Source organism: Asticcacaulis currens (genome assembly GCF_028550395.1).
GTDB lineage: Bacteria > Pseudomonadota > Alphaproteobacteria > Caulobacterales > Caulobacteraceae > Asticcacaulis > Asticcacaulis currens.
On record NZ_JAQQKW010000007.1, the window covers coordinates 1 to 21745 of the forward strand.

Sequence of the window (21745 nt, forward strand, 5' to 3'; positions counted from 1 at the left end):
ACCAGACCCGTCTCAAGAACGTAGGTCTTGCCATTGAAGTCCTTGAGTTCCTTGCCTTCGGCCACCAGCGTGCCGACGCCGGTGGCGGTGTAAAAGCCCGGAATCCCGGCCCCGCCGGCCCGAATCCGTTCGGCCAGGGTGCCCTGCGGATTGAACTCCAGCTCCAGCTCGCCCGCCAGATACTGCCGCTCGAACTCCTTGTTTTCGCCGACATAGGACGAGATCATCTTTTTGATCTGACGGGTGTTGAGCAGCATCCCCAGCCCGAAGCCATCGACCCCGGCATTGTTGGAAATGGCGGTAATGCCGGTCACGCCTGAGTCGCGCAGGGCGGCGATCAGGTTCTCCGGGATACCGCACAGGCCAAAGCCCCCGGCCATCACCGTCATCCCGTCAAACGTCAGCCCCTCCAGCGCACTCTTCGCGTCCGCATATATCTTCGACGGCATCGGTCTCTCCCGTATATTTTTGCTCATTCCTACGCACTCCGGCACGGTTTGTCATCCCCTTGCGAGCAAAAAATTCAGCATTTGTTGAATTTTTCATTGACCCCCTGTGACGGCCCGCCGATAGTTACCCCCGAAGCCCCGCCACCGTGCACAGAAGGGCCAAAACAGGGACACACACCATGACCGACGCTTCTCTTCGCGGGCGGACCGCGCTGATCACCGGTTCTGTTAAGGGCATAGGTCTGGCCATCGCCGAAGCCTTTGCCAGGGCCGGGGCCAATATTGCCCTGCACGGGCTGGCCACGCCGCAACAGGTCGATGCCGCCACCGATCATATCCGCCGTCTGGGGGCGCAGGTGCGCTTTTTCGACGGCGATCTGCGCGACCGGGCGGCCATTGACGGCCTGATGGAGGCTGTGTGGAACTGGGGCGGCGGCATCGACATACTGATCAACAATGCCGGGGTGCAGAAGACCCTGCCTTTTGCCCAGATAGATGATGCCACCTGGGATGCGGTGTTATCGGTCAATCTGACGGCGGCGATGGCCACCCTGCGCTATGCCCTGCCGCGCATGGCGGCGCGCGGATTCGGGCGCGTCATCAATATCGCCTCGGTGCACGGCCTTGTCGCCTCGGTCGAGAAGGGGCCCTATGTGGCCTCAAAATTCGGGCTGGTCGGCCTGTCGAAGGTGGCGGCGCTCGAATATGCGCGCACCGGCGTAACCATCAACTGCCTGTGCCCCGGCTGGACCGAGACGGCCCTGATCGAGCCGCAGATTCAGGCGCGCGCTGCGGCCGCCGGGGGCGATCGTCAGGCGGGGATCGCGGCGCTTCTGGCCGAAAAACAGCCGTCGCAGCGCATGAGCGCGCCGGACGAAATCGCGGCGCTGGCCCTGTGGCTGTCTTCACCTCTGGCCCACAATGTGACCGGCACGGCCATCCCCATCGACGGGGGATGGACCGCGCAGTAAACTATCAGAGCGCATTCCGAAAAAAGTGTGCAACGGTTTTGGCTTCGCCGAACTCCGTTTCGGAATCAAATGCGCGACAAAACAAAATGTCAGAGCGGGATGATTTCTAAAATCATTCCGCTCAAGCCGCCATTGAGGCGGCGGCCAAGGTGGCGAAGCCCGCACCCGGCGAGGGGCTAAACATGATGATCTAATCCACCCAGTCGCGGCGGATGCGCAGCGAGGCGAAGAACAGCAGGATCGCCGCCAGCACATAGAAGCTCAGGCCCGCCAGAAACGCATATTTGATCGAGGCGTCGCCATAGAGGGGCTTCAGATAATCCGACGCCGCGCCGAAGAACCACGTCCCCACCGCAATGCCGATCAGGTTGTTGATCAGCAGGAACAGGGACGAGATCATGGTGCGCGAATGGCCCGGCCCCAGATGCTGAACCGCCGTCAGCACCGGCCCCAGCCACATCAGGCCCAGCGCCTGCGGTAGCAGAAACAGGGCAAAGGCCGTCTCCGGCGTGGTGGCCAGCACGCCCAGCGCGTAGAGCGGCACCGAGATAATAAAGGCCACGCAGGGGATCAGCGGATAGGCGCGCTTGGACTTCTGCCCCAGCTTGTCGCCCAGCACACCGCCCAGCGCCATACCCGCCACGCCGCCGACAAACAGTAACGCCGCCAAAAACCATGAGCGCGACACGAGGTCGAGGTGCAGGGAGCGCGACAGGAAGGTCGGCAGCCAGTACATGAAACCATAGGAGACCATGGACGAACAGGCGGCCCCGAACGACAGGAGCCAGAAGGTCGGTTTGGCGAAGGCCAGCCTGCACGCGGCGATAAAGCCCAGCGGCTTGCCTGCGGAGGCGTCATAGCGTCCGCGCGGCGGGTCCTTGACCATCAGGCGGAACAGCGGCGCGATCAGAATGCCCGCACAGCCTATGGCGATGAAGGCAAAACGCCAGTCCACCTTCGCCGCCAGAAGCCCGCCGAACAGCACACCAGCGGCGGAGCCCACGGGAATCCCGAACGAATAGATGGCCAGGGCCTTGGCCCGCTGTTTCGGCGGGAAATAGTCGGCAATCAGGCTGTAGGCCGGGGCGACGCCACCCGCTTCGCCGACGCCGACGCCCATGCGGGCGATAAACAGATGGGTGAAGTTGTGCGCCAGACCGCACAGGGCGGTAAAGCCGGACCAGACGGCCAGAGCCGTGGTCATGATCCACACACGCGAGGTGCGGTCGGCCAGCCACGCCACCGGGATGGCGAGGGTCGTATAGAGCAGCGCAAAGGCCAGCCCGCCCATCAGCCCCAGTTGCGTATCGCTGAGGCCCAGTTCCTGCGCGATGGGGTCTTTCAGGATCGAGATGATCTGCCGGTCGAGGAAGTTGAACGTATAGACGACGATCAGGGCAAACAGCGCCAGATAACGCCCCTTGATCGGGGCCGCGTCGGGGATGGGGCTGGACATGAAGTGGCCTCAGAAAAAAGAACCTCTTCTCCGTAGAAAACCTACGGAGAAGAGGTCAGGATACAGACCTTAATTCGTTACTTAGTAACGATATTCCAGAGTGAGGGTCACGGTGCGCGGCGCGCCGTAGAAGGCCGACACCGAGTTGCCGAACAGCGGCGAGACGCTGCTGGGGAAGTTATAGCCGCCCGTGCGGTAGCGCTCATCGCTGAGGTTGCGGCCATAGAGGCCGACCTTGTACTTCGCACCAGGCGCGGTCCAGGTGACGCCCATATCATAGAGCCAGTAGGCCTTCTGATCGAGGGCCGCATTGGCCGCTTCGAACATCTGCATGTCGGAGCGGTAGCTGGCCTGCGGTGACACGACCAGCGAACCGCCGAAGGCGTCGGTCTTATAGGTGAGGCCGAAATTGTTGGTCCATTCCGGCGTCATCTGGAACTTATAGACCCCGGCCAGATTGACGTAAGACGCGGTCAGCACGTTGTAGCTGATGAATTCGTCGAACTTGGCGTCCGTATAGCCGAGGGCGAAATTGCCGGTCAGCTTGTCCGAGAAGCGCAGCGTGCCTTCAAATTCCGCGCCGCGGATCGAAGCCTTACCGGCGTTTTCGACCTGAGAGGCGACCGTCGCACCCACGGGGGTCTGACGGGTGATCTGCATGTCGTCGTACTTCGAATCGAAGACGGCGAAGGTGAAGTTCAGCAGGCCGTCAAAGGTGGTGCCTTTCAGGCCGATTTCCTTGCTGAGCACGGTTTCCGGGTTGTAGCCATTGACGGTCGAAGGCGTCAGGATGACGTCGCCGCGCATGTCGAAGCCGCCCGATTTGAAGCCTTCGGAGACGGCTGCATAGCCGGTCAGGGCCGGGGTGAAGGCATAGGACAGCGAGACGCGCGGCGTAAACTTGTCGAACGACTTGTCATTGGTATAGTCCGACCGCAGCAGCGTGCGCGCACCCGCGCCGCCGAAGACGGGCGAGGGGGCGCCGGCATAGTTGGCCCGATAGACGGTGCCGCGCTTGTTATCCTTGGTGTAGCGCCCCCCGAACGACAGCGACCACTTGTCCGTCAGCTTGTAGTTAAAGTCGGCAAAGGCGGCGACCGAGTTGGTACGCACCTTGCCCTGGGTCAGGGTGGTGGCCAGATTGCCGAGTATGGTGGTGTCGAACGCGCCCGCTGCCGTGCTGTTCAGATAGAAGACGCCCGCCACCCACGACCAGCGCTCGCCGCCATAGGTGAACTGGAACTCCTGCGTGGCCTGCGTGTCTTCGTACTTGGCCGGCACGTCCATGAAGCCGCCCGGCGTGTTGTCGAAGTCGATCTTGGTCGCCGTTTCGCCCGAACGCACGGCCGAGATCGACTTGAAGGTCAGCTTGTCCGAGACCTTGTATTCCGCCGTCAGCGACACGCCGTCGGTTTCGACCTTGTTCTTGTCGCCCAGACCCGCATAGGTGTCGTAAGGGTCCGCCGGAGGGGTGTTCCAGGCCGCCTGCGCGCCCGTATAGAGCGGGCCGCCCAGCGAATTGAGGGCAGGGGTTTCGCGGTGACCGTGACGGGCGTTGGAATCGTCCTGCGTGCGGTCATAGGCGAGGCGAAACGAAAGCTTGTCCGTCGGGTTATATTCGGCACTCAGGCGGACGGCGGTGACGTCCTTGTTGTAATGCTCAGCTCCGGTGAACAGGTTTTTGCCGAAGCCGTCGCGGTTATATTTGGCAATCGCCGCGCCGACGGCGAACTGATCCGACAGGGGCACGGAGCCGGTCAGGACGAGATCGCGCTGATTATAGCTGCCCAGCGAGCCGCGCGCCATGAAGGTGGGCGAGGTCATGTCCAGCGGCTTGGTGACGTATTTGATCGCGCCGCCGATGGTGTTGCGGCCATAGAGGGTGCCTTGCGGGCCGCGCAGCACTTCGACGCGCTGCACATCATAGATGTCGAGCACGGCGCCTTGCGGACGCGCCACATAGACGTCATCGACATAGAGGCCGACGCCCGGTTCAAAGCCCCACAGCGGGTCCTGCTGACCGACGCCGCGGATAAAGGCGATCAGGGTCGAGTTGGAGCCGCGCGCCACCTGAAGCGTCATGTTGGGGGCTTGCTGCTGAAGCGCGGTGATGTCCTGCGCGCCGGTCTGGTCAAGCTTGGCCGACGAGAAGGTGGAGACGGCGATCGGCACGTCCTTCAGGGTTTCGGCGCGGCGGCGGGCGGTGACGACAACGTCGGTCACCTCATCGGACGAGGCGGCGGGTTGTGGTGCGGTTTGGGCAAAGGCCTGCGGCGCGGCGGCGGCCAGAAGGGTGCCGAGGCTGGCCACGGAGGCCATCAGCAAGGGTTTGAAGGTCTGTTTCATGGAGTTTCCCTGTAAAAATTATAGTTGAAACGCGTACTTGGAGAACACGGCGCCGACACCCGGATCAGGGGCGCAGGGCCTGTTCCCGTAAAAAGGCTTCGATGGCCGTCAGGGCCACGGGTTCGTCCAGCAGGGGCGCATGACCCCGGTCGGGCACGGTAACGGCTATGGTGCGCGGGTGGGTGTCGCCCATACGTTGCAGGGTCTCCGCCGACAGAAGGTCGGACAGAGCGCCGCGCAGGGCGAGGACGGGGATGTCTTTCAGGCTGGCCCACAGGTCCCAGAGTTCGGGCGGGGCGACGGCCTGACTGCCGGGGGCCATGCCCGCCGATATGGCCGGATCGTAGGCGGCGACCGGGCGGCCTTCGACCTCGACGCAGGTGCGGCGCGCAAAGGCCATCCAGTCCGCCGGGCCGAAATCGGGAAAGGCCTCGGCATTGATCAGGCGGGCAGCCTCGGCGGCCTCCTGCCAGGTGGTGGCCGGCTTGCCCTTGCCCACATAGCCGCGGATGCGTTCCAGCCCTTCGGGCGACAGCTTCGGACCCACATCATTGAGCACGATGCCACGCACGCACTGCGGCGCGGTGGCCGCCAGCAGCATCGAGATCAGCCCGCCCATCGAGGTGCCGATAAAGGTAGCGCGCGCGATCCCCAGGTGCGCCATCAGAGCCAGCATGTCCTGCACATAGACGCCCAGCGCATAGTTTGCCGCTTCGCTGTCATAGTCGGAGCGCCCGCGCCCGCGCTGATCCGGGATGATAAAGCGATGATCGGCGGGAAGGCGAGCCATCAGCGGCTCGAAATCGGCGCTGTTGCGCGTCAGGCCGTGCAGGCAGATCACCACGCGCTCCGCCGTCGGGTTATAGTCGCGGGCATAGAGGCGCAGGCGTCTGCTGCCCAGCGAATCGGCTCCGCTCAGATAGGTCACGTCGTGGTAGCTGGGCTCTGCCGGCATGGGCATTGCGTCCTGTGCTGTTTTTCCCGTGTGCATCCGGTTTCTTTGAGCGAACCGGTAACCAGAGCATTTTTCAACACCCGTTGAATGTCAAGCTGGTAAATTCAAATTGCCGTTGAAATTAACCTTGCTGTGGCCAAATCGGCGCACCCTGTATTCGCAGACGAACGGAGGAAAAACGTTTTCCTTTTCGCCGTCTGCGCGCCTGTGTTAGACGGGTGGATCATCGAATCTCATTCCGTGGATACATGCCGCCCGACTCTGCCCCTGAACCGATCGTCAAAAGCCCCAAGGGCCGCCGCAAGGTGTCGGATGCGCCGTCGCGCCGCGATCTGGTGCTGGATGCCGCCGAGGCGCTTTTTTCACGGCATGGCTTTGACGGGGTGACGGTGCGTCAGGTGGCGCAGGCGGCGGGCGTCGATGTGGCCCTGCCCAACTATTATTTCGAATCCAAGCAAGGCCTTTATGATGCGGTCTTCGGGCGGCGGGCGCTGGTGCTCAACGACCGGCGCGAGGCGGCCTTGCGGCGGGTGATGGACAGCGAAGATGCGCCCACTCTGGAGTCGATCCTGCGCGCCTTTATCGTGCCGGTGCAGACCATGCACGCCGCCGCCGATCCGGGCTTTCGCAACTATTGCCGGCTGGTGGCGCAGGTCAATTCGTCGGGCGTGCTGGCCCCGATGATGACCACGCATTTCGACCGCCTGATCCTCAAATTCATCGACGCCCTGCGCCGCGTCCTGCCGCACGTGGCTGACCGCGAGCTGTACTGGGGCTATCACTGCCTGTCGGGGGCTTTGACCCTGACCATGGCCTCGACCGGGCGCATCGACCACCTGTCGAACGGCCTGTGCCGCTCGGACGACGCCGAAGACGCCTATGAGCACCTGATCAGCTTTCATCTGGGGGCGTTTCAGGCCATGGAAGACCGCGCGAGAGCGATATGTCGAAAAGTGTGAGCGGTTTTCGACAAAAATATCGCGATCATACAAAAATCCAGAGCGGGATGAGGCTTCCATTTAGGGCATCTCGCCCTACGGCGGCAGTCGCCAAGGTCTGATTCTACATCTGTTGAATTTCTCATTGCGCCCGGCGGGGGATGCGGTCATTCTCCGGCAAAACACAACCGGGAGACGCCACATGAAACGCCTGCTGCCTGTCCTGACTGTCGGAGCCTGCCTTATGACCACGCCGCTGGCGGCTGAGCCCATCGTACCGACGCCGGCGGAGGCGCAGGCCGTGGCCTTCATGCAGCAGGACGAGGCGTGGTTTGTCGCCCACCTCAAAGGCCCGCGCGAAGTGTCTGAGGGCCACACGCTCGATCCGCGTCTGCAATATGTGCTGGAAAATGTGACGCGTCCGGCGGCCACCCCGGCGGTCAAGGCGCAGATGCGCGCCGTCTATGCCAGCGAGGCCGGGCGTACCGCCACGCGCGCCGCGCTCGACCGCTACTGGGCGACGCGCACCGCACCCGTCGAAGGGGTGCTGGCCACCGACCGCAGCATCCCGACGCGCGGCGGCGACTTGCCCTTGCGCATCTTCGTCCCGGCAGCCTTGCAGGGCGTAAAATCTGCGCCGGTTCTGGTCTATTATCACGGCGGCGGCTTCATGTTCGGCAGCCTCGACGCCTTTGACCCCAGCCTGCGGGCGCTGGCGCGCGACCTGAAGATGATCGTGGTCGCCCCCGGTTACCGTCTGGCCCCCGAACACCCGTACCCGGCGGCGCATCAGGACGCCGCAGACGCCTGGGCGTGGGTGGCGGCGCACGCGGCGGAGTTCGGCGGCGATGTCAAACGCCTGAGCCTCGGTGGCGACAGTGCCGGGGGCACCCTGGCCCTGTCGGTGGCGCTGAAACAGAAAAAGGCCGCAACCCCTCCGGCGGGGCTTCTGCTCTACTACCCGGGGGTGGATCGCGTGAACAACTATCCGTCGATGACGGAGCTGGGCAGCGGTTACGGCCTCGATGCCGACAATCTGGAGTACCTGGCGGCGCAGGTTTATCCTGCCGGCACGACGCCGCCCGCTGAGGACGCCTCACCCATGCAGGCCGATCTGAAAGGCCTGCCCGCCACGGTGATCGTCACGGCGGGCTTTGATCCGTTGAAAGACTCGCAGCGCGCCTTTGCCGATAAGCTGAGCGGGGCGGGGGTGACGGTCAAACGCCTGCACTACCCCAGCCTGATCCACGCCTTCCTGCAAACCACGGCCTACGTTCCTGCGGCGCAAAAGGCGCAGACGGAGTCGGCGACGCTGTTTGCACAGACCCGGAAATAAGCTCAGACGTCGGATAAATAACGCCGCAGGGCGATAGTTTGGGCATTTGGCGGGCGCAGACGATTGCAAACGCGCGTTCCCCGTATAAGTGTAACCGTACGGGTTTTTCATCGAATCGGACGGGACATGCCCAGCTATATTGCAAAGCACGTTGCGGACCCGGCCCGGCAGGCGGCTATGGAGGTCATCGCTAACCGTTTCGGGCGCGCGCACGCGACGCACCCGATGATGGCCGCCCTGCGCCAGATCGTGCCCTTCGACAGCTTTGCCATGTCGGGCATGGCCTTTTTCGGGCTGGGCGTCGGGCGCGGCGTCATGCTGGCCACCGACATGCCGGAAGCGTTTATCCGCCAGTTCCTCAGCGAAAACCTCTATCATCAGGACCCCATGTCCTACCTGATGACCGCGGAACAGCACTGGGGGAGCTGGCACGATCTAGGGCCGGAGGTGCTGACCGGACCCGGTGTCGAGCGCATCCGGCAACTGGAACAGCAGTTCGGCATTACGACGCGCAGCGCCATCGGCTTTTTCAAGGGCGAACAGCGCTTTGGCGGCGTGACCTTCTGCCGGGCGACTCCGTTTAGCGACGACGAAAAATTCATCCTCGAAATGACGACGCGCGTGGTGCACGCCGAACTGTCGGATCAGCTTCTCAGCGCCATGAACCAGCATCTGGGCCTGTCGGAGGGCGAACTGGCCTGCCTCAAACACTTTGCCGATGGCCTTGAAGTCCCCGCCATTCATCAGGTGACGGGCTATACCACCGACACCATCTACGGCTATGCCAAGTCTGCCGCCAGAAAAATGGGCGTGCGCGGACGCACCCATGCGGTGGCCGAAGCCCTACGTCGCAAGCTGATCGCCTGAAGAGGGCTCGCAAAGGCGCACATAAGACCCTGCTAACTATAATGGTGTTATCGGGCCGTTAAGATTTGTGCCCCAAAATTACCCCCTATGATGCAATTAAAAGGCCGGAAGCGCCTTGAAGCGGCGGTAAATTGAGGCTGGGCGGATGCCATCGGGTCCGCAAGAGAATAGGGCGGTTCAAAGTGTTCTTTGGTTCAAACAGCAGCCTGGATAAGGCTATCTTCAACGCTCTGGACACGTCGCAGGCGATCATCCAGTTCACCCCGGACGGCAGGATCATTTCGGCCAATGCGAATTTTCTGGCGGCGGTGGGTTACAGCGAACGCGAGGTCGTTGGCCAGCATCACAGACTCTTCTGCCTGCCCGATTACGTGAATTCCGAGGCCTATCGCCAGTTCTGGAGCGATCTGGCCGCCGGACGCTTTCAGGCGGGCGAATTCAAGCGCATCGGCAATCATGGCAAGATCGTCTGGCTTCAGGCCAGCTATAATCCCGTAAAAGACAAGAGCGGCAAGGTCGTTCGGGTGCTGAAGATCGCCTCCGATATCACTGAGGCCAAGGCGAAATCACTCGATCATGCGGGCAAGGTCGAGGCCATTTCCCGCGCGCAGGCGGTGATCGAATTCACGCCACAGGGTGAGATTCTGACCGCCAACGACAACTTCCTTACGACGCTGGGCTATAGCCTCAAGGAGATCGTCGGTCAGCATCACCGTATCTTCTGCGAACCGCAATACGCGCAGTCCGCAGACTACCGGCAGTTCTGGGAGCGGCTGCAACGCGGCGAGTTTCAGGCGGCCGAATACCGCCGTCTGGGGAAGGGTGGCAAGGCGGTCTATATTCAGGCCTCCTACAATCCCGTCTTTGACGACACCGGCGCGGTCATCAAGGTGGTCAAGTTCGCCACCGACACCACCGAGGCCGTCAAGCGGCGTATCCGCAATGAGGAACTGAGCCGCGATGTGGATCGTCAGCTCAATGCGGTGGTAAAGCAGATGACCGACGCGACCCAGATGGCGGCGGTCGCCTCGACGGCCTCGACGGAAACCGGCTCGGTGGTCAATGCGGTGGCGGCGGCGTCGGAAGAACTGAGCGCCAGCGTCAAGGAAATCGCCGGCAATATGGGGCAGGCGCGCGAAAGCGTCGAAGGCATCTTCCGTCACGCCGAAGGGGCGGGCAGGTCCGCCGGAGCGCTCAACGACTCGGCGGCCTCGATGAACAATGTGGTCGAGATGATCCGCGAAATCGCCAGCCAGATCAATCTTCTGGCGCTCAATGCCACCATCGAGTCGGCGCGCGCGGGCGAGGCGGGCCGCGGCTTCGCCGTCGTGGCGTCGGAGGTCAAGTCGCTGGCCAATCAGGCGGCGCGCTCAACCGAGACCATCTCGAAGGAAATCGCCAATATGCAGACGGTGACAACCGAGGTGGTGGGCGCGCTGGGCATCATTACCTCCAGCATGACCGCGGTGCTCGACAATGTGTCGGGCGTGGCATCGGCCATCGAACAGCAAAACGCGGTCAGCGCCGAAATATCGGGCAATATGCAGGCGGCGGTGACCGCCGTGCACGAAATCGACCAGAAACTCGGCCATCTCAGCGCCACCTTCAATGAGGTGACCCAGGCCTCGGAAGAGGTGAAGGAGAGTGTCGAAGCCTTAGTGGCGTAAGCGTGGCGTAGGCGTAAAGCGTAGGTCGAAGCCGCCCCCAACGGGCGGCTTTGTGCTATGCGATGCGTCCCGGTAGTTTGAGCCGAAACGCATTGGCCACCACGACCAGCGACGAAGCCGACATGGCGATGGCGGCGATCAGCGGTGTCACCCCGCCCCCCACGGCCAGCGGCACGGCGATCAGATTATAACCAAACGACAGGACGAAGTTCTGCGTGACGATGCGCCCGGTGCGTTCGGCCACACGCAGCGCCTCGGCCACGGGCCACAGGCTGTCGCCGCGAAACACGAGGTCGGCGGCGTTCTGGGTGATGTCCATGCCCGAAGCGGGGGAGATAGAGACGCTGGCGGCCGACAGGGCCGCCGCGTCGTTCAGCCCGTCGCCGACCATTAGCACCTTACGCCCTTCGGCTTGCAGACGCTGCACGGTGGCGAGCTTTTCCAGCGGCGACAGATCAGCGTGACAGGTGTCGATGCCCAGTTCCGTCGCCACCCGTTCCGCCGCGACGCGCCGGTCGCCGGACAGCAGCCAGATGTCGAGCCCGCGCGCCTTCAGCGCGTCGATGGTCAGCCGCGCATCGAGCCGCAGCGTGTCCTCGAACACCAGACGCACAGGTGTATGGCTCCCCCGCCGGAACCACAGTTCCGGGGCGCTGTCGCCGGCGGACTCTATCCCTAACCACGTCGCCTTGCCCAGCCATACCGGCTCCCCCTCCACCTCGCCGCGCAGGCCGCAGCCGGGCACATCCTCGACCGTGGCGGGCGCGACGGGCAGGTCGGGCCGCGCCTGCACCAGAGCGCGCGACAGGGGGTGACGGCTTTGTGCCGCCAGCGCCACAGCCAGCCGCGTCTCGTATTCATTGAGCGCCTGCGGGTTCATCCAGGTTGGCTGACCCCGCGTCAGGGTGCCGGTCTTGTCAAAAATGACCGTATCGGCGGCGGCCAGACGTTCCAGCCCGCGCGCCGATTTCAGCAGGATGCCGCGCCGGAACAATTGCCCCGACGCCAGAACCTGCGCCACCGGCACGGCCAGACCCAGCGCACAGGGGCAGGTGACGATCAGCACGGCCATGGCCTTCAGCAGCGCGTCCTGCCACCCGCCATGCCCCCACAGGGCCCACCCGGCAAAGGTCAGGGCGGCGACGATATGCACCACGGGTGCATAGATGGCCGCCACGCGGTCGGCAATGTGCACAAAGCGCGCCTGACCCTGCTCGGCCGTCTCCATCAGGGCCACGGTGCGCGACAACAGGCTGTTCTCGGAGGCCGCCGTGACGACGGCCTCCAGAGGGGCGGCGACATTGATCGTGCCGGCATAGACCGTCTCGCCGGGGCTGACGGCGCGCGGTAGGGTCTCACCGGTCAGCAGGCTGGTATCGACCTCGGTCGTGCCGCGCGTCAGGGTGGCGTCGGCGGCAATCTTCTCACCTGCGGCCACCACAAGCGTCATACCGGGGCGCAGGTCGCTGATCTTGCAGGATCGCACCTGACCGCCCTCGCGCACACTGGCCGTGCCGTCGAGCATGGCCAGCAGCCCTTCGGCGGCTTCCCGCGCCTTGCCGCGCGCCTTGAGGTCGAGATAGCGCCCGATCAGCAGGAAGAACAGCAGCATGACCGGGGCGTCGAAATAGACGTGCGGCCCGTGGCGCATCGTCTCGAACAGGCTCATCCCCGCCGTCAGCAGCACGGCGACGCTGATCGGCACGTCCATATGGCTGCGTCCGTGCCTGAGGGCAGCGATGGCGCTGCGGAAGAAGGGGCGACCCGCATAGAGGGTGGTCGGCAGGGCGACCAGCGCCATAGCCCAGTGCATCAGGTCGCGCGTCGCCCCGTTGAGCGAGGCGTCAGGGCTGAACCACAGGGCGTCGGCAAACAGCATGACAAAGGTGGTGGCAAACCCGGCCACGGCCAGACAACGCAGCAGCAGGCTCTCTTCGGCCTTCGCCCCTTCGCTGGATTTCGAGACGTCGAAGGGGGCGACGGAAAAGCCCAGCGCCTCGACGGCGGCGGCCAGATCATTGGCGCGCGTCGAAAACGCGCTCTTGTCCCACACCAGTTTCAGCCTCTGGGTGGCGTAGGTCATGCGTGCATTGACACCGTCATAGGCATTGAGGGTGCTTTCGACCTTCCACGCGCAGGCGGCACAGCGCATCCCCTCGACGCGCAGATAAAGGGCCTGATGGCCGTCGTCCTCCTCGGTGACGTAGCAGCCGTAATCGGTCAGGGTGTCGGTCATGACTCGTCATCGTCGTGCAGGATGCGCTCGGCCTGCATCTCCGGGTCGTCAAACTGCTGGCTGCGCAGGGCCCACATGAAGGCCGCCCCCGCAATCAGGGCCAGTACGCCCGCCGCCGCTACCAGAAGGATCAGAATGTCCACGATCAGTTTTCCACGAAGGCGCGCGTCTGCATCTGATGGTCCGCCACCTGTACGGTGACGTGGGCGGTCCAGACGCTGGGGGAGGGCAGGGCGGTCGCGGCGGTATAGAGGCCCTGGCCTTCGGGCGTGAGCACCAGATGGCGGTCGAGCGCGCTTTGCGCCGGGTGGATCAGCCACACCTCCACCTGCCCGCCGTCCAGCGCTTGTCCCTGGGCGTCGCGCGCCCTGACCGTCAGCCGCCCGCCCGTGTGGCTGAGCGTTACCTGCCAGCCGAGCGCCTTCTGGGCGGCCTCAGCGGCCAGAGTCTGGTTGTAGGCCACGCCCTTTTCGTAGGCCTGCGGCGTCACCTCGCTGGGCGGGTGGCGAAAGGCGATGACGGTGAAACAGATCAGGGGGATCATGAAGCTGAGGAAGAAGGCCGCGATCACCCACGGCACGAAGCGGCCGCGTCGGCTGTCGATCTCGGCCTGAGAGAGGGGCTTGGCCTCAGCGAATGAAGTAGCTGTCATGGCGGGCGCTTTCCGGGGTGTTTCCAGAGTTTTGGGCAGGGTTACGGGTTTCGGACAAAAGGAAGCGGATATCGCTGCGGCCGTGCGCCGTGGCCTCCGGCGTATCGACGCGCACGCGGAAGCTGGCGACGCTGTTGGCGGGGACGTGCAGCGTCTCGACCGTCTCATCCCCGGCGGCCAGCACCTCCAGCCGCGCCTGAGACAGGCCTTGCGTGTTGAGGCGGTAGGCGCGGTCGTCGTGCGACTTATTCAGGATCTTGATCTGGTAATTATTGCGCACGCTGCCGTCGGACAGGCGCACAAATTGCGGCGCGCGGGCGTGATTGACCGTCAGTTCGGTCATCGGACGCAGCACGATGGCGGTCAGCATCAGGCTGCCCACGGTGGACAGGATCAGGGCATAGGCCACGGTGCGCGGCCGCACCCAGCGCATCTTTTGCGGCGGCACGACGGTCTTGCCGCTTTTACGGTGAGCGATATCGAGCGTGCGATAGCCTTCGCGCCGCTGACGCTGGTTCGACTCGGTGTCATAGCGGATCAGGCCGCGCGGCAGCTCGATCTTGTCCATCACGCTGTTGCAGGCGTCGATGCACAGGCCGCAGGAGATGCACTGCATCTGAAGGCCGTCGCGGATGTCGATGCCCATGGGGCAGACGATGACGCAGGAGTCGCAGTCGATGCAGTGACCCTTGCCGTCCCAGCTTTCGCCCTTCTTGTGCTTGCCGCGCGGTTCGCCGCGCTCGGCCTCATAGGTGATGATCAGGGTGTCCTTGTCGAACATGGCCGACTGAAAGCGCGCATAGGGGCACATGTAGGTGCAGACGTTTTCGCGCGCGAAACCGGCCATGAAATAGGTCGAAAGCGTCAGGGCGATGATCCATCCCAGCACCGACCATGACACATCCAGATGCCACAGGTCGCTGAAAAGGGTGGGGGCGTCATTGAAATAGAAGACCCAAGCCCCGCCGGTGACCGCCCCGATCAGAAGCCAGATCAGGTGGGTCAGCGTCTTTTTCCAGAGTTTTTCGAGCGTCCACGCGCTTTCGTCCAGCTTGCGCCGCGCATTGCGGTCGCCCTGCACGAAGCGTTCGACCCACACGAACAGGTCGGTCCATACGGTCTGCGGGCAGGCATAGCCGCACCACACCCGCCCCAGAAGTGCTGTGGCAAAGAACAGGCCGATGGCGGCGAGGATCAGCACGCCGACCAGCAGATAGACCTCCTGCGGCCAGATTTCGATACCGAAGAAGTAGCCGCGCTGCCCCACCAGATCGACCAGTATGGCCTGATCCGGCACGTGCGGGCCACGGTCCCAGCGCAGCCACGGGGCGGCGTAGTAGATACCGAGCAGGAGGATCATGCTCAGCCATTTCAGGGACCGGAAGGTGCCTTTGACGCGGCGCGGGTAGATTTTCCGGGCGGTTTCAAACAGGGACATGGTTACATACTCAGGAGCGATGTGCGGAAACGTGTGAGCGGTTTTCCGCCTCCACATCGCGACAAATCAAAGTGTCCCCCTCCCGGCGGGGGCGGGCCGGGAGGGGGGACGGGTCATTCACCACCGCCCAGACTGTGGACGTAGATGGCGACCTGACGGCGGGAATCGTCGGACATGCGCGACTGCCAGGACGGCATGACCCCGGCGCGGCCCTTGGTGATGGTCTGGACAAGGGTGGCCTTGTCGCCGCCATAGAGCCAGATGGCGTCATTGAGGCGCGGGGCGCCCATCTGACGGTTGCCGATACCGCCTTCGCCGTGACAACTGACGCAGTTCTGCTGAAACACCGCCTGACCGCGCGCGAAGGCCTCAGAGGCGACCAGCTGACGCAGATAGCTGACATAGGTGGCCACGTCGTCGATCTGGGCCGGGGTCAGCATCCCTTCGCGCCCCATGACGGCGCCAAAGGCGGGCATGGCGACGGCGTGCGTGTTCGGGTGGGTCGAGTGCGAGCCGACATTGATGGTGTTATAGATGTCTTCGGCGGTGCCGCCGAACAGCCAGTCGTCGTCATTGAGGTTGGGATAGCCGCGACGGCCTTCGCCGCCCGCCCCGTGACAGGCGGCGCAGTTTTCCTTGAACACCACTTCGCCACCGGCGCGGGCAAATTCAAACAGGACAGGGTCCTGTTTGATTTCGGCAAAGCTCGCCTTGTGGAACTTGCCGAGCCAGCCGCTCTGACGCTGCGTGATCTCGGCCTGCTCGTGCTTCAGCTTGTCGTACTGGGTCCAGCCGGCAATGCCCTTGGTGTGACCGGTCAGCGTCGGCCAGGACGGATAGACCACCCAGTAGCCGATGGCCCAGACGATGGTCAGCATCCACACGATCAGCCACCAGCGCGGGGCGGGGTTGTTCAGTTCCTTCAGGCCGTCCCATTCGTGGCCCGTTGTCTCGACCCCCGTCGGGGCGTCGATGTCTTTGTGAAGTTCGGGCGCGTCAGACATGGTCGGTGTCCTCGTCTTGCAGGGGGATAAGGCGATGCGCCTGAAGCGACTCTTTGTTCTTCGGCCAGTAGGCCCACAGGGCGATGCCGAGGAAGGCGAGCGTGAAGGCGAGCGTGATGAGCCCGCCCAGAAGCGACAGGTTCATCATTTGGCGGCTCCGGTCTTCGGTTTCCCATCCTGGGGCTTCAGGGCGTAATCCGGGTCGTAGGTCGAGAAATCGACATCCGTACCCAGCTTTTGCAGATAGGCGATCAGGGCATCCATCTCGGTGATCTCGTCGGGATTGCCGTCGAAATCGCGCACCGCCACCTTGTCGCCATAGCGTTCCTGAAGGCCGCTGGGGTCGATAATGGTGTTGGGATTGGCCTGCGCCTCATAATCGTTCTGCGCCTCGTCGATCATGGCCTGCGTATAGGGCACGCCCAGCGATTGTAGCACCTTCAGGCGCTTTTTGATGCGCCAGTCGCCATAGGGCTTTTCGGCCAGAAAGGCGTAGCTGGGCATGATCGATTCCGGCACGACGGCGCGCGGGTTTTTGAGGTGGGCGACGTGCCATTCGTCGGAATACTTGCCGCCGACGCGGGCCAGATCGGGCCCGGTGCGCTTGGAGCCCCAGACGAAGGGGTGGTCGTACATGCTTTCGGCCGCCAGCGAGTAGTGGCCATAGCGCTGCTGCTCATCGCGCAGGGGGCGGATCTGCTGCGAATGGCAGGTGTTGCAGCCTTCGCGGATGTAGATTTCCTGCCCCATCAACTCCAGCGGCGTATAGGGACGCACGCCCTTGACCGGCTCGATCGTGGTTTGCATACGGAACAAAGGCAGGATCTCGATGATGCCGCCGATTGACACCGCAATAACGGTGAACATCAGCAGGAGCATGGAGTTGCGTTCGAGTTTTTTATGTTTTTCCAGCATCAGACGTGCTCCGGCAGGGCGGCGGGGGTCAGCGAGGGGGTGCCCGTTTCCGAGGCGACGCTGTCGGGGCTGGCGATGGTTTTCCAGATGTTAAAGACCATGATCAGCGCCCCCAGCAGGAACAGCAGGCCCCCGATGGCGCGGATGATGTAGTAGGGGTGCATGGCCGCGACGGTTTCGACGAACGAATAGGTCAGGAAGCCCATCTCATTATAGGCGCGCCACATCAGGCCCTGCATGATGCCCGCCACCCACATCGAGGTGATGTAAACCACGATACCGACGGTCGCGACCCACAGGTGCAGCGAGATCAGCTTCGTCGAATACATGCCGGGCTTCTTCCACAGGTGCGGCACCAGATAGTAGATGGCGCCGAATGAGATGAAGGCGACCCAGCCCAGCGCGCCCGCATGGACGTGCCCGATGGTCCAGTCCGTATAGTGCGACAGGGAGTTGACGGCCTTGATCGACAGCAGCGGCCCCTCAAAGGTGGACATGCCGTAGAAGCTCAGCGCGATGATCATGAATTGCAGGATCGGGTCGTCGCGCAGTTTGTGCCAGGCCCCCGACAGGGTCATCATGCCGTTGATCATCCCGCCCCAGGACGGCATCCACAGGATGATGGAGAAGGTCATGCCCAGCGTCTGCGCCCAGTCGGGCAGGGCGGTGTAGAGCAGGTGGTGCGGACCGGCCCAGATATAGATGAAGATCAGCGCCCAGAAGTGGATGATCGACAGGCGGTAGGAATAGACCGGACGGTTGGCCTGCTTCGGGATGTAGTAATACATGATGCCGAGGAAGCCGGCGGTCAGGAAGAAGCCCACCGCATTGTGGCCGTACCACCACTGGATCAGGGCCGACTGCACGCCCGCCCAGGCCGAATAGCTGTGGACGCTGCCGATCTCTATCGGCACCGACACGTTGTTGACGAGGTGCAGGATGGCCACGGTGACGATAAAGGCCAGATAGAACCAGTTGGCGACGTAGATGTGCTTTTCCTGACGCTTCCACAGGGTGCCGAGGTAGTTGATCAGATAGGCCACCCAGACGATGGTCAGCCACAGGTCGGCATACCATTCCGGCTCCGCATATTCCTTGCCCTGTGTGACGCCAAAGACGTAGCCCAGACCCGCCATCAGGATGAAGGCCTGATAGCCCCAGAAGGTGAACCAGCTCAAACCATCCGAGAACAGGCGCGCGCGGCAGGTGCGCTGCACGACGTGGTAGGAGGTGGCAAACAACACATTGCCGCCAAAAGCAAAAATCACCGCAGAGGTGTGCAGCGGGCGCAACCGCCCGAAGGTCAGATAGGGCGGGATGTTGAAGTCGGGAAAGGCCATCTGTAGGGCGATCAGGAGCCCCACGGCAAAGCCCGCTATGCCCCAGAACATGGCGGCGATGGTGAAATATTTAAGGATCGTCTCGTCATAGACCGGCCGGGAGGCGGCGGCAGCGGGGGCGACCTTTGGCGGTGGGGCTATAGCGGTTTGTGACATGAAGTGTTTCCTTACTGTGTCAGAATCGGGCGCTGAGGGCGAAGAGGAGGGCGGCATTGACGCCAAGCGCGGTCAGGCGCAGGGCGTCCTGAAACCACGGCCAGCGTTGCAGGAGGGGCGCGCCGAACAGGCCCAGCGCGCTGAGCGCCGGGACGGTGCCGGCCCCGAAGGCCAGCATCCCCAGCGCGCCGGAGAGGGGATTGCCCGCCGCGGCCACCGCCGTCAGGGCGACGAAGACGAGGCCGCACGGCAGCAGGCCCAGACTGAGGCCGAGCGCGAAGCGCGCCACAACGCGAGGGCTGTTGTGGCCGGACATCGCCTTGAGACGGCACGGCAGGCGCAGCCCCAACCGAAAAGGCAGGCGCAGGCCCACCCGCGCCAGAAGCCCTTCGGCCAGCAGATAGAGAAAGGCCGTGGCCACCAGAGCCAGCAGGGCGCGGCGCACCAGCTCAAGCACAGGCGAGGCGGGCAGGAAGAACAGCACGCTCCCGGCGGCGGCCCCCAGCAGGGCGTAGGTGGTCAGGCGACCGGCGTGATAGGGCAAGAGCAGGCGCGCCCACCGCGACTGACCGGGCGCGGCTATCTGCATGAGCACAAACGGCCCGCACATGGGCAGGCAGTGGGCGACACTGCCCGTCAGACCGGCCAGGAACAGGCCAAGCCACAGCGGCCCCTGTCCCTCGACAAGGGCGCCGCAGGCCGGGAACAGTCCCGAAAAGACCTCGTGCGCCGTCATATGTGTCTGTCCTGATGGGGCCTGATGGAGGACCTGATGGAATCCGGCCGCCGCCTCGCTGTGGGTGAAAGGCCGTTGGGCGGCCTGTGTGTGTCGGGGTTACAGGTGCGCGCGGACAAAAGCGCCTGAGCCAAATGGCGCGGGGCAATATGCCGCAAGCCGTTGTTATTTCCGGGGGAGGGGATCGTCTGCCGGGGCCGCCTTCGGTTCCGCCGCGACCAGAGCCGCCGCCAGCGCGATCAGTTCGTCAGTGGACAACACGACGTGCGCCAGCGACCACAGACCGTCGTCGGTCGGCGTAGGTTCCCACCCCTTGCGCCGCACTGTGCGCAGGGCCTTATCGACGGAGACGGGCATCCGTGCCCTCAACAGGGTCTGGAGAAAAGGGGGTAAACATCGACTCACTCCTGAAACAGCCTCAGGGAGTGGTATATGCAGCTCACGCCGCACGCGCCTTAACGTGCGATAGGGGCGCTATTGATCAAGGCCGTGTGGCGACTTGATATTTGATAAGTGGCTACTCCACTTCCATGCCGCAGCCGCGATCGCCGGGCAGGGGCCACAGCTCCTTGGCGGCCTTGCCCTGCACGTCGCCTCTGGGCGGCTGGTGGTTGTCGATCAGGGCATTGGGGCGCGCCAGCTTGCGCAGGCCTGCCGGATTGCCGATGACGACGCGGCTGCCGGTAACGGCGACGCCGTACTTGTCGAGTTGGGCAAAGGCGCGCGACAGGCTTTCGGGCGTCAGATCGAGCAGCGAGGCCAGGATGCGCTTTTCGTAGGGCAGTTCGATTGTGTCGCCACCGCCTTGCCGCACCTGCTGGGTGAGGAGATAGTTGGCCAGCCGCTCGGTGCCCGACCGCAGCTTGTGGTTTTTGATGGTTCTGACCAGCCCGCGATAGCAGCCCGACAATTCCTGCGCTACGGCGACGGCAAAGCCGGGGTCTTCGCGCATGGCAGCGCGGAACGTCTCGGCGGGCAGCATGACGATCTGCGAGCGGCTGAGGGTGCGCGCCGCCATCAGGGCCGGGGCGTCGAGCACCACGGCGGCCAGAATGAAGGTCGAGACGGGCCGCAGCACGGCCAGCGTGCTTTCCTTATCGTGCCAGTGGCCCTGAAGCTCGACCATGCCGTCGATCAGGATGTACAGAAAATCGACCGAATCCGCTTCGTAGATGAGGTTGGCCCCGGCGGGGAAGGTCTGCACCAGCGCGCCGCGCGTGATCTGCGCGAAGGCCTCATCGGAGATGGTCGCCAGCAATTGCAGCTGGCGGATACGGTTGGCGTCGCTCTCCCTCATGGCGGTGTCCGGCCCTGCCTCCGTCTGGTTGCCCCTGTATCAGGCAGCATCCTACAGCCGATTCCGCCGGGTTTGAACCAAAATCGTGCCGTAAGCCGTTGTTTTATCGTGGAGTTGAGCGGGGCGGGCTCAGGCTTTGAAGGTGTCGCAGGCCTTGGGATCGCCGGACGCATAGCCCGTTTTGAACCAATAGACCCGCTCCTTCGACGTGCCGTGGGTGAAGGAATCGGGCACGACTTCGCCGCCGCTGCGCCGTTGCAAGGTGTCGTCGCCGACGGCCGAGGCGGCATTGAGCGCTTCTTCCAGATCGCCGGCCTCAAGCCAGTGCGCCTGCGCGTCCGAGCGTTTGGCCCACACCCCGGCATAGCAGTCGGCCTGAAGCTCCAGCTTGACCGACAGGGCGTTTGATCCGCGCTCGCTCAGACGTTGCTGCGCCTGCTGCACCTGGCCGGAAACGCCGGTGACGTTCTGCACGTGGTGGCCGACCTCATGCCCGATGACATAGGCCAGCGCAAAATCGCCGGATGCGCCCAGTTGCTGTTCCAGCGTGCGGGCAAAGTCGAGATCGAGATAGACCTTGCGATCGGCGGGACAGTAGAAGGGCCCCATGGCCGACTGACCCATACCGCAGCCCGTCTGGGTGCCTTGCGTGTAGAGGACAAGCGTCGAGGGTTCATAGCCGCGGATGGTCGAGGCCCAGACCTCATTGGCCGAGGTGTGCATGACGTCGGTAAATTCGCAGGCCTTGTCGCCTTCGGGGCAGGCACTGACGGCCACCGGGCCGGAGGCCTGACCCGACACCTGCGCCGTCTGGCTGAGCAGGGTCTGCGGGTCGATGCCGAAGACGAAATAGCCGATCAGGGCCAGCACAACGGCCCCGATGCCACCACCCCCGATCAGGGCACCGCCGCCCAGACCGCGCCGATCCTCAACCCCGCTGCGGCGTCCGCCTTCCCAATCGACCATCGTGCCCTGTCCTTGCTGTG

21 protein-coding genes are annotated in these 21745 nt (G+C 63.8%); 5 read left to right on the forward strand and 16 right to left on the reverse strand.

Annotation, left to right across the window (positions count from 1 at the left end):
• On the reverse strand, positions 1–449 hold a 449-nt coding region (locus PQU94_RS12305; protein WP_272741754.1), incomplete at its 3' end, for a CoA transferase subunit A.
• Positions 450–628: 179 nt separating this feature from the next.
• Between PQU94_RS12305 and PQU94_RS12310 the strand changes: the two genes are divergently transcribed.
• Positions 629–1420 carry a 3-hydroxybutyrate dehydrogenase gene (locus PQU94_RS12310; RefSeq protein ID WP_272741755.1) on the forward strand — a complete coding sequence of 264 codons (792 nt, stop codon included), beginning with the start codon at positions 629–631 and terminating at the stop codon, positions 1418–1420.
• Positions 1421–1610: 190 nt separating this feature from the next.
• On the opposite strand, the gene PQU94_RS12315 is transcribed toward PQU94_RS12310, so the two are convergent.
• The 3 genes from PQU94_RS12315 to PQU94_RS12325 form a co-directional block, all read right to left on the reverse strand.
• A complete protein-coding gene (locus PQU94_RS12315) occupies positions 1611–2876 on the reverse strand; it encodes a spinster family MFS transporter (RefSeq protein WP_272741756.1) in 1266 nt (421 codons plus the stop codon).
• Positions 2877–2957: 81 nt separating this feature from the next.
• The gene (locus tag PQU94_RS12320; protein ID WP_272741757.1) at positions 2958–5222 is read right to left on the reverse strand and encodes a TonB-dependent receptor; all 2265 of its coding nucleotides are present in this window, start codon (positions 5220–5222) and stop codon (positions 2958–2960) included.
• A gap of 64 nt (positions 5223–5286) precedes the next feature.
• A complete protein-coding gene (locus tag PQU94_RS12325) occupies positions 5287–6177 on the reverse strand; it encodes an alpha/beta fold hydrolase (protein ID WP_272741758.1) in 891 nt (296 codons plus the stop codon).
• 248 nt (positions 6178–6425) lie between these two features.
• Between PQU94_RS12325 and PQU94_RS12330 the strand changes: the two genes are divergently transcribed.
• From PQU94_RS12330 to PQU94_RS12345, 4 genes are all read left to right on the forward strand, one after another.
• Positions 6426–7136: a TetR/AcrR family transcriptional regulator gene (locus PQU94_RS12330; RefSeq protein ID WP_272741759.1), complete on the forward strand. Its 711-nt coding sequence runs from the start codon at positions 6426–6428 to the stop codon at positions 7134–7136.
• Positions 7137–7317: 181 nt separating this feature from the next.
• Positions 7318–8451, forward strand: a complete 1134-nt coding sequence (locus tag PQU94_RS12335) for an alpha/beta hydrolase (protein ID WP_272741760.1) — start codon at positions 7318–7320, stop codon at positions 8449–8451.
• A gap of 126 nt (positions 8452–8577) precedes the next feature.
• Positions 8578–9318 (forward strand): helix-turn-helix transcriptional regulator, encoded by a 741-nt coding sequence (locus PQU94_RS12340; RefSeq protein ID WP_272741761.1) that lies wholly within the window; start codon positions 8578–8580, stop codon positions 9316–9318.
• Positions 9319–9500: 182 nt separating this feature from the next.
• Positions 9501–10985, forward strand: a complete 1485-nt coding sequence (locus PQU94_RS12345) for a methyl-accepting chemotaxis protein (protein WP_272741762.1) — start codon at positions 9501–9503, stop codon at positions 10983–10985.
• A 55-nt stretch (positions 10986–11040) separates the two neighbouring features.
• On the opposite strand, the gene PQU94_RS12350 is transcribed toward PQU94_RS12345, so the two are convergent.
• The 12 genes from PQU94_RS12350 to ypfJ form a co-directional block, all read right to left on the reverse strand.
• Positions 11041–13221: a heavy metal translocating P-type ATPase gene (locus PQU94_RS12350; RefSeq protein WP_272741763.1), complete on the reverse strand. Its 2181-nt coding sequence runs from the start codon at positions 13219–13221 to the stop codon at positions 11041–11043.
• Positions 13218–13364 (reverse strand): cbb3-type cytochrome oxidase assembly protein CcoS, encoded by a 147-nt coding sequence (ccoS, locus tag PQU94_RS12355; RefSeq protein ID WP_126423081.1) that lies wholly within the window; start codon positions 13362–13364, stop codon positions 13218–13220. Before ccoS ends, PQU94_RS12350 begins: the two co-directional genes overlap by 4 nt.
• A 2-nt stretch (positions 13365–13366) precedes the next feature.
• Entirely contained in the window at positions 13367–13873 is a 507-nt protein-coding gene (locus PQU94_RS12360) for a FixH family protein (RefSeq protein ID WP_272741764.1), read from the reverse strand.
• Positions 13851–15311 carry a cytochrome c oxidase accessory protein CcoG gene (gene ccoG / locus PQU94_RS12365; RefSeq protein ID WP_272741765.1) on the reverse strand — a complete coding sequence of 487 codons (1461 nt, stop codon included), beginning with the start codon at positions 15309–15311 and terminating at the stop codon, positions 13851–13853. The genes PQU94_RS12360 and ccoG overlap by 23 nt, the downstream gene beginning before the upstream one ends.
• A 113-nt stretch (positions 15312–15424) precedes the next feature.
• Positions 15425–16315: a cytochrome-c oxidase, cbb3-type subunit III gene (ccoP, locus tag PQU94_RS12370; protein ID WP_272741766.1), complete on the reverse strand. Its 891-nt coding sequence runs from the start codon at positions 16313–16315 to the stop codon at positions 15425–15427.
• Positions 16308–16463 (reverse strand): cbb3-type cytochrome oxidase subunit 3, encoded by a 156-nt coding sequence (locus PQU94_RS12375; protein WP_272741767.1) that lies wholly within the window; start codon positions 16461–16463, stop codon positions 16308–16310. Before PQU94_RS12375 ends, ccoP begins: the two co-directional genes overlap by 8 nt.
• A complete protein-coding gene (ccoO, locus tag PQU94_RS12380; RefSeq protein ID WP_272741768.1) occupies positions 16460–17230 on the reverse strand; it encodes a cytochrome-c oxidase, cbb3-type subunit II in 771 nt (256 codons plus the stop codon). Before ccoO ends, PQU94_RS12375 begins: the two co-directional genes overlap by 4 nt.
• A complete protein-coding gene (ccoN, locus tag PQU94_RS12385) occupies positions 17230–18726 on the reverse strand; it encodes a cytochrome-c oxidase, cbb3-type subunit I (protein WP_272741769.1) in 1497 nt (498 codons plus the stop codon). The genes ccoO and ccoN overlap by 1 nt, the downstream gene beginning before the upstream one ends.
• 19 nt (positions 18727–18745) lie before the next feature.
• Positions 18746–19462 (reverse strand): sulfite exporter TauE/SafE family protein, encoded by a 717-nt coding sequence (locus tag PQU94_RS12390; RefSeq protein ID WP_272741770.1) that lies wholly within the window; start codon positions 19460–19462, stop codon positions 18746–18748.
• Positions 19463–19627: 165 nt separating this feature from the next.
• Entirely contained in the window at positions 19628–19819 is a 192-nt protein-coding gene (locus tag PQU94_RS12395) for a hypothetical protein (RefSeq protein WP_272741771.1), read from the reverse strand.
• A 160-nt stretch (positions 19820–19979) separates the two neighbouring features.
• Positions 19980–20759: a transcriptional activator FtrB gene (ftrB, locus tag PQU94_RS12400; RefSeq protein ID WP_272741772.1), complete on the reverse strand. Its 780-nt coding sequence runs from the start codon at positions 20757–20759 to the stop codon at positions 19980–19982.
• Between the two features lie 129 nt (positions 20760–20888).
• The gene (ypfJ, locus tag PQU94_RS12405) at positions 20889–21725 is read right to left on the reverse strand and encodes a KPN_02809 family neutral zinc metallopeptidase (RefSeq protein ID WP_272741773.1); all 837 of its coding nucleotides are present in this window, start codon (positions 21723–21725) and stop codon (positions 20889–20891) included.
• Positions 21726–21745: the final 20 nt, after the last annotated feature.